Raw genomic sequence first — 8,367 nt, forward strand, 5'->3', positions numbered from 1 at the left:
AATTTTTTATTATTTTGAGGTCATAGTTGTGTCTTTCGTTCTATCAATAATCGCAAAATTGATTCCTTCGGAACCGTTTATTTCTTAAACTAGTTATTCACAAGTCTCGTAAAACATAAAAAAGAGCCACCAACATCCATCGATGGCTCTTCTTCAAATAAATAACTGAAATCAAAAAACTAATTTTTCAAGATGCGTTTGGTTAATGCTCCACTCAAGGTATTGATTTTCACAAAATACAGGCCACTGGCAAAGTTTTCCAAAGAAATCTCTTTGGTCAATCCCATAGTTTCGAGATTAAAGAACATGATGACTTTTCCTGTGATATCAGTAATCTGAGCAGTGTCCAGTTCTAGATTGCTTGTGTTTATAATGGTCAATACACTGCGAACGGGATTTGGATATAATTGGATTTCATTGTCATAATTGGATTTTGTAATATCAAGGGTAGGCTTGTTTAACTTAAGTACATAACCATCAGCATTACCATTGGAGGTAAGAAAAACCTCGCCCATTCCTGGGTCAAAATCTGACGTTCCTCCAAAAAAGCCCGTAATATAATAGTCTCCAACATCATCGGTCAAAATAATAAAACCATGATCAAAATCAGGCCCTCCATATATAAAGGTGTCTATGTAATTCCCGTTGGCATCGGTGCGGGATACAAAAACATCTTGGTTGCCCAATGCCGTAAATTCGTTTACATCGTTACTTGAATCAAAATCGACGGTACCACGAAAAATTCCGATGTTCAAAAGTTCGTTATCGGGAGTGATGTCGAGATTAATGCCCAGATCAAAAGAGGGACCACCAACCGATGTGGCCCAGATATAATCGCCATTCGCATTGAGTTTCATCGTGTAGATATCAAAAGATCCATTACTGGTAAGTTCGAATATGCCACTGCCTGGGTCAAAATCTAAAGTTCCTTGATAAAAACCGTTGAGGTATATATCTCCAACCGAATCGACCACAACATCACCACCATAATTTTCGGCTGTCCCAGTAATTTGTTTCGCCCAGACCAAATCACCATTTGTATCTAATTTTAAAACAAACATAGCCCACTCGATACCCCTAGTGGCGAGCACAAAAACATTGGAGCTTGGGTCAAAATCCCTACTACCGTTATTATATTCTCCAGAAGCAATGATATTACCTGTTTGATCTGTATCTATTGCTGCTATTCTACCCTGCCCATTACCCAATATACCCTTGGCCCAAACAAAATTTCCGTCTGAAGTCAACTTCAATATAAAAATTCCATCCGATGCAGTAGAAGCTGTTAATTCAAATACGCCGGCACCAGGATCAAAATCAACCGTGTCGCGAAACCTTCCAGATACTATGAGGTCTCCCGAAGCATCTATCGTAATCGTTGAGGTTCTTAAAGAAGATATTGGGCTACTAAACTGTTTTACGTAAATAAAGTTTCCGTCTGTATCAAGTTTCAAAATAAATCCGTCAAAAAATCCTGCCGAAGTGAGTTCTGTAACAGCACTACTGGGGTCAAAGTCAGCAGTACCTGAAAACGTTCCTGTAAGATAGATGTTACCTTGGTCATCGAGCGTTAATTGCGAGCTTTCATCAGATTGGGTGCCACCTATTTGTTTTGCCCAAATAATAGTGCCATCGGGCGTAGACTTTGTGATGTAGATATCTTCACTACCATTGGAGGTTAATTCAAAAACACCGCTTCCAGGGTCAAAATCAACTGTCTGTAGGAAAAGTCCGGTGTTATAGATATTTTTATCTGAGTCTAAAGCCAAACCTGTTGGACGTTCAAAGCCAAGACTACCAAAGGAGTTCACAAAATCAATAGTTTGTGCAAAACCAGTACTTATCGTGAGCAACAGGATTGCAAAAAATGTAGTTGATTTTTTCATGTTTTTAAGATTTTAAATTAAATGAAGGTGTTTTCGGATTCATCGATATATTGCTATAAAAAAGCCACCAACATGCATTGATGGCTTTAACCTGATAACTAACTAAAACTAATTGCACTATTGTTTGATAACCCGTTTCGTAACCGAACTGTTGAGCCCATTGATTTTTAAAAAATACATGCCGCTGGAAAGGTCTTCCAAAGAAATTTCCTTGGTCAATCCCATATTTTTAAGATCAAAAGTCGTGATGACTTTTCCTGTGACATCTGTAATCTGTGCATTGTCCAATTCCAGGTTGTTGACATTTTTGATGGTCAACACATTGCCAACAGGATTCGGATACAATTGTATGCTTGATTCTGACAATTCAAAATCATCGATTCCCAAAGTAGTATCAACAACAGTAAGGCTAAAAGAACAGTTGGCGGTATTGCCGCTGCTATCAGTTGCCACAAAAGAAATGGTATAGGTTCCATCTGCCAAAGACGTTCCTGCGACTGGTGCTTGAACCACGGTTGCACTACAGTTATCAGATGCAGATGCTGTACTATTGGTAACATAATTTGGTAAGGCATAGTTACCGTTGCTATCAATGGTAGAATCGCCTCCGCAAGTTACCGTTGGATTAATGGCATCTACAACCGTAACGGTTGCTGTTTGGTTTGCAGAATTTCCTGCTTCGTCTGTAACAGTTAAGGTTACTGTATTTGCACCCAAGTTAGAACAGTTGAATGTGGACTTGCTTAAGGTATAGGTCAAATCGGCTACGAGCGAACAGTTATCGCTAGAGCCATTGTTGATTTGTGCCGCTGTGATGCTCCCGTTACCTGATGCGTTGAGTTGGACTGTTGCATTTTGAGTGATGACATTTGGTGCCTCAATATCCAGAATATTCGAAATTGTCAATCGCACCACATTGTCATTTGGATAGGTCACATTAAATGTATAGCGTTTGCCTAAATAGTCTGACGTAAAGGGAGTCGCCAAACTTTTAGTCGTGATTGTTCCTGTGGTGGTGGCTACGGTAAACGTATTTCCAACGACAGGCTCAAAACCTAAAGTGACATTCACATCGCCATCAAAAATGGCATTTGTGCCAGTGATGGCGAGGACGTCGTATTGTGTGCCTGAAGTTAGGCCGTTTAGTTCTACATCCAGAACAGAGGTTGTTGATGACTTAAATACCCCATTGAAAGTAAGCGTCCCTGGGGAACCGCCTGGCGAGAATGTGCCATTGTTGGTGTAATTTGCGGTATTGGCAATAGTTACCGTAGAGACACCCTTGACAACACCTTCTTCATCATTGGTAAATGCAAGGAATTCTGAAAAAACAAGGGTTCCAGCTTGTGCATCAATACTACCACTATTGTTTAAGAAGGTATGAATTCGTGCGTTTCCAGCAGTAGTTGTTCTTTTAAGCATTCCGAAATTATTCAAAATACGGGAAGCACTTCCTGTGTAGGAAATATTACCTTCAGCACCTTGCATGTCAATGGTTCCGGCCGATTGATTATTGAAAATACCATCGGTAATGTTAAAATCGCCACCGTCAGTGATATTGAAATCGCCTTCATTGTTTAAGGTTGTCGCACCAATGATGGATTTTGTGTTTGCGGTTCTGAGAAAAATAAGGCTTTTGTTTACAAGGGTTCCCCCTCCTGTGAGATTTCCAGATGACCATTTTACCCCGCTGTTTCCTGTAAAATTGAATGTCCCAGTAGTTGCATTCGGTATCGTAATGTCATTTAACCAATCGATTTCACCAGTTAAGTTTCCCGTCAATGTTCCTGAAATTACAGTATTACTGTTCCATTGTAAACTGCTTCCTACTGAAACATTATACATGCCACCGTTCAGGTTTTTGTCAAGAAAATCAAAAATCAGATTGCCATTTGATACGGTTATCGTACCACCATTATTGTTCAAAACGGTTTGGATTCTAACATTTCCCCCAGTTGCGGTACTTTTTATGAGACCTGCATTGTTCAAAATACGGCTCGCAGAACCTGTATAAGAAATATTACCTTCAGCCCATTGCATGTCAATGGTTCCGGTCAATTGATTATTGAAAATACCATCGGTAATGTTAAAATCGCCACCGTCAGTGATATTGAAATCGCCTTCATTGTTTAAGGTTGTCGCACCAATGATGGATTTTGTGTTTCCGCTTGAAAGGAAAATCAGGTTTTTTTTAACCAAAGTGCCTCCCCCTGTAAGATTTCCAGCGGTCCATCTCACGCCACTGCTTCCTGAAAAATTGAAAGTGCTTGTGCCGGCTGAGGATACATTACCCGACCATTCCAAGTCTCCGTTCAAAGCGCCAGTCAAAGTTCCCGTAAGATTGGTAGTTGATGTCAATCTCAAAACACTCCCAACCGAAACGTTTAAGACGCCACCGTTCAGGTTTTTGTCAAGAGTATCAAAAATCAGATTGCCATTTGATACGGTTATCGTACCACCATTATTGTTCAAAACGGTTTGGATTCTAACATTTCCCCCAGTTGCGGTACTTTTTATGAGACCTGCATTGTTCAAAATACGGCTCGCAGAACCTGTATAAGAAATATTGCCTTCAGCCCATTGCATGTCAATGGTTCCGGTCAATTGATTATTGAAAATACCATCGGTAATGTTTAGATCGCCTCCGTCAAGGATATTGAAATCCCCTTCATTGTTTAAGGTGGTCACACCAATAATTGATTTGGTGTTTCCGCTTGAAAGGAAAATCAGGTTTTTGTTCACCAAAGTGCCTCCCCCTGTAAGATTTCCAGCGGTCCATCTCACGCCACTGCTTCCTGAAAAATTGAAAGTGCTTGTGCCGGCTGAGGATACATTACCCGACCATTCCAAGTCTCCGTTCAAAGCGCCAGTCAAAGTTCCCGTAAGATTGGTAGTTGATGTCAATCTCAAAACACTCCCAACCGAAACGTTTAAGACGCCACCGTTTAGGTTTTTGTCAAGAAAATCAAAAATCAGATTGCCATTTGATACGGTTATCGCACCACCATTATTGTTCAAAACGGTTTGGATTCTAACATTTCCCCCAGTTGCGGTACTTTTTATGAGACCTGCATTGTTCAAAATACGGCTCGCAGAACCTGTATAAGAAATATTGCCTTCGTTGCCGCGCAGGTCGATGATACCTGAAGCCAGATTGTTAAAGATACCGTCGGTAATATTTAAATCGCCACCGTCAAGAATGTTGAAATTTCCAGTATTATTAAAAGTGGTCACACCTACAATAGATTTTGTATTTCCTGAAGATAAGTTAAATGTCCCATTGTTTGTTAAGGTTCCGCCACCTGTGAGAGACCCAAGGGTCCAGGCGCAAGTAGCATTCGCAGCCACCGACGACGCGTTGAGAATACTTAAAGTGTTCGACATATTAAAGGTAGAATTTCCCTGCACCACAATCGACTTGGTGTCTCCGGCAACATTCAAATTAACCGTAAATCCCGTGGGAATCACCACGTCATTGGCTGCCGTAGGCATGGCATTCAGACTCCAGTTGGCAACGGTATTCCAATTGGTGTTGGCACCAGCACCTGTCCATGTGTTGGTCTGGGCATTCACTGTCATGTACGAGGCACAGAACAGTGTGAAAATTAGTAATACGTGTTTCATGATTAATAGCGATTTAAATGATTATATGCTTACATCGAGTTAGTTCCAAATTGTGAGCATGGCGATTTGCAATTTTAATGACATTCTCGATTCAACCATTCAGCGCTACTCGCTTCTTATTACATATCAATTTTATAAACTGCCGAAATTACTAATGTTACAGATGATTGATCACAACAGGATTACAAACCGATAGCGGCTAAGAGTGATCGGTAAAAGTTGTTTTTTTTCTTATACATTTAAGGAAAGATGTATTAGACATTGTTTACGCTTAAATATGAGCATTAAAAAACCACTGTGGAAATTGATGCCCCCATATATCCCGAAGCTTTGGGGGGAATAACGAAAATTGGCAAGTTGGAAGTTTCCAAGCATCATTAGCACAAGTGGGGCAAAATAAAATAGCGCTCATGATATTTTAATAGCATTTTAAGACTTCAACATCTATAATTTTATTATCTTAGGTTTTAAACCTTCTGAATTATGTCAAATCGATTGGAAAAAGCCATTGAAAAACTCTACGTAGCCTTTCATAATAATACATTGCATCCTGAATGTTGCAAAAGTTGTGCTGTGGGAAATATTTTAGACAATAAGGATTCCTGGAAACACCTTTCTGACGACCATGGGTCATTACAACTCAACTATCTGGGTAAAGTACATCAGGGTTTAGGCAGACGATTCAACGGGTATACGCCTCAAGAATTATTGCAGGTTGAAGCTAGCTTTTTGGCAGCTTGCGACTATGAGCTACCATTTAGACACAACCATAAAAAACCAAAAAATCCAACCGATAAGGATTTACTTTTTAAGGGACTGTGTGCAGTTATTTCCTTTTTATGCAAATTGGACCATGTGCCAAATGTCATGGATTACACCAAGTTGTTTGAAGTCGAGAATGATAAGCCAAAATTCGCATTAGCATTAGCTTGATATCTAAGTGTTGGCATGCAGTTACGATTGATGGCAACTATTAATAAAGTGGCGATTAATCGAATTCGCCTGTTGACAAATTCTGCCTTGTAGCAGCTTTTGTACAAAATTCTAGTTATCAGCACTTGATAAACCTTGGCTTATAACAACTCCCTCGCAAATTAGATGCGATTCATCTATCTCTTAAAAAAACGACCCTTTGCCTTCATACTCTTAAAAAAACATTATATCCTCTTTATAAAAATAACGTCATCTTTATAAAGATAATGTGTACGCCTTAATGTCAAAGACGCGATGAATCGCGTCTCTTTCAATCCGGGGTTGTTCTGTTTGTCCTTTCCCATTTCTTGGGATTATTTTGGATATAACTTCTGATGTTTATTCAATGTCAAAGACGCGATGAATCGCGTCTCTTTCAATCCGGGGTTGTTCTGTTTGTCCTCTTCCCATTTCTTGGGATTATTTTGTATATAATCTCTGATGTTTATTCAATGTCAAAGACGCGATGAATCGCGTCTCTACATTTTCAATCCGGGGTCGTTCTGTTTGTCCTTTTCCCATTTCTTGGGATTATTTTGGATATAACTTCTGATGTTGACCAATGTCAAAGACGCGATGAATCGCGTCTCTACATTTTCAATCCGGGGTTGTTCTGTTTGTCCTTTCCCATTTCTTGGGATTATTTTGGATATAATCTCTGATGTTTATTCAATGTCTAAGACGCGATGAATCGCGTCTCTACATTTTCAATCCGGGGTTGTTCTGTTTGTCCTTTTCCCATTTCTTGGGATTATTTTGGATATAATCTCTGATGTTATTCAATGCCCTTTCATTTTGGATAACGTGATCCCAAAACAGGGGTTGCCATGCAAAATCAAGGCCTAATTTTCTGGATTCGAAGGTGGTTCTGCCTTTGTACCATCTTACGATTTTAGATACATTATCATGCAACATTGGATTTTGCTCCTTTGTGAAACCCCCTTTGTCCATTTTTATCTCATTTACGATGAGCATCTTTTTTGTATTTTTCAGTTCTTTGATTTCCAGTTGATTCTGTTCTGTTTGCTGTTCTGTTTGATGTGCTTCTGTTTGGTGGTCTTCTATATGTTGATCTCCTGTTTGTTTCTCTTCTGTTTGTTTCTCTTCTGTGCGTTGGTCTTCTGTGTGTTGCTGTTCTGTATGTTGCTGTTCTGTATGTTGATGTTCTGTATGTTGATGTTCTGTATGTTGATGTTCTGTATTCTGGGAGATGCGATGAATCGCATCTCTACGGGATGGATTGTTGATGGTGATGATGCAATGAATGTGGTCTGGCATAACCACATATTCATCCATTCTTGCGTATGAAAATTGGGTTTTGATTTCATTTAAAAATATTTCAGCCAATTGACCAATGGCCGATAAGTGCATGTGCTGCCGATCTATCTTGCCAAAAAAATGCCTACGCCCCTTAGTACAAATTGTTATGAAATAATAGCCGTCGCTACCATAATCCCATGATTTTAATCTCGTGGAATCAATTCGGTATTTATTCTTAAACAATTTCATATCAGAAAATTACATAAAAAAACTGTTCAAATTACATTGATAATAAATATTTTGGAATGGGATGAATCCAATATCTGCGTGTAGATGCGATGAATCGCATCTCTACGGGGATTTGTGGTTTGGAATGATTTTATTGTGACAAACATCTCATTGACAAAATTGAATACTGGGGTGGGGGCTACAAACTATTCGATTGAAAACACTGTTGCTAGGATGGAAATCATCACAAAAAAAAGAGACGCGATGAATCACGACTCTCTCTCTGCAAAGACGCAATGAATCGCGTCTCTCTCTATACAAAGACGCGATGAATCGCGTCTCTCTCTCTCTCTCTCTCTCTCTCTCTCTCTCTCTCTCTCTATATATATATATATAT

At 39.4% G+C, this 8,367-nt stretch carries 4 protein-coding genes; 1 reads left to right on the forward strand and 3 read right to left on the reverse strand.

Features of this window, described 5'->3' with window-relative positions; translation table 11 throughout:
• Positions 1 to 179: 179 nt before the first annotated feature.
• The gene (locus ESY88_RS05835) at positions 180 to 1,886 is read right to left on the reverse strand and encodes a T9SS type A sorting domain-containing protein (protein WP_147085692.1); all 1,707 of its coding nucleotides are present in this window, start codon (positions 1,884 to 1,886) and stop codon (positions 180 to 182) included.
• 117 nt (positions 1,887 to 2,003) lie between these two features.
• Positions 2,004 to 5,510, reverse strand: coding sequence for a T9SS type A sorting domain-containing protein (locus ESY88_RS05840; protein WP_147129022.1), 3,507 nt, complete (start codon positions 5,508 to 5,510; stop codon positions 2,004 to 2,006).
• A gap of 483 nt (positions 5,511 to 5,993) precedes the next feature.
• Between ESY88_RS05840 and ESY88_RS05845 the strand changes: the two genes are divergently transcribed.
• Positions 5,994 to 6,443: a Na(+)-translocating NADH-quinone reductase subunit F gene (locus tag ESY88_RS05845; protein ID WP_147085694.1), complete on the forward strand. Its 450-nt coding sequence runs from the start codon at positions 5,994 to 5,996 to the stop codon at positions 6,441 to 6,443.
• 738 nt (positions 6,444 to 7,181) lie between these two features.
• Here ESY88_RS05845 and ESY88_RS05850 read toward each other — a convergent pair.
• The gene (locus ESY88_RS05850; protein WP_147085695.1) at positions 7,182 to 7,991 is read right to left on the reverse strand and encodes a transposase; all 810 of its coding nucleotides are present in this window, start codon (positions 7,989 to 7,991) and stop codon (positions 7,182 to 7,184) included.
• Between the last annotated feature and the right edge of the window lie 376 nt (positions 7,992 to 8,367).

This window comes from Subsaximicrobium wynnwilliamsii, assembly GCF_007997225.1.
GTDB classification, from domain to species: domain Bacteria; phylum Bacteroidota; class Bacteroidia; order Flavobacteriales; family Flavobacteriaceae; genus Psychroserpens; species Psychroserpens wynnwilliamsii.

What these genes read in the sequence shown, in the direction of transcription:
- ESY88_RS05835 (WP_147085692.1), bottom strand. Translation starts at nt 1,886, where the DNA reads ATGAAAAAATCAACTACATTTTTTGCAATCCTGTTGCTCACGATAAGT.
- ESY88_RS05840 (WP_147129022.1), bottom strand. Translation starts at nt 5,510, where the DNA reads ATGAAACACGTATTACTAATTTTCACACTGTTCTGTGCCTCGTACATG.
- ESY88_RS05845 (WP_147085694.1), top strand. Translation starts at nt 5,994, where the DNA reads ATGTCAAATCGATTGGAAAAAGCCATTGAAAAACTCTACGTAGCCTTT.
- ESY88_RS05850 (WP_147085695.1), bottom strand. Translation starts at nt 7,991, where the DNA reads ATGAAATTGTTTAAGAATAAATACCGAATTGATTCCACGAGATTAAAA.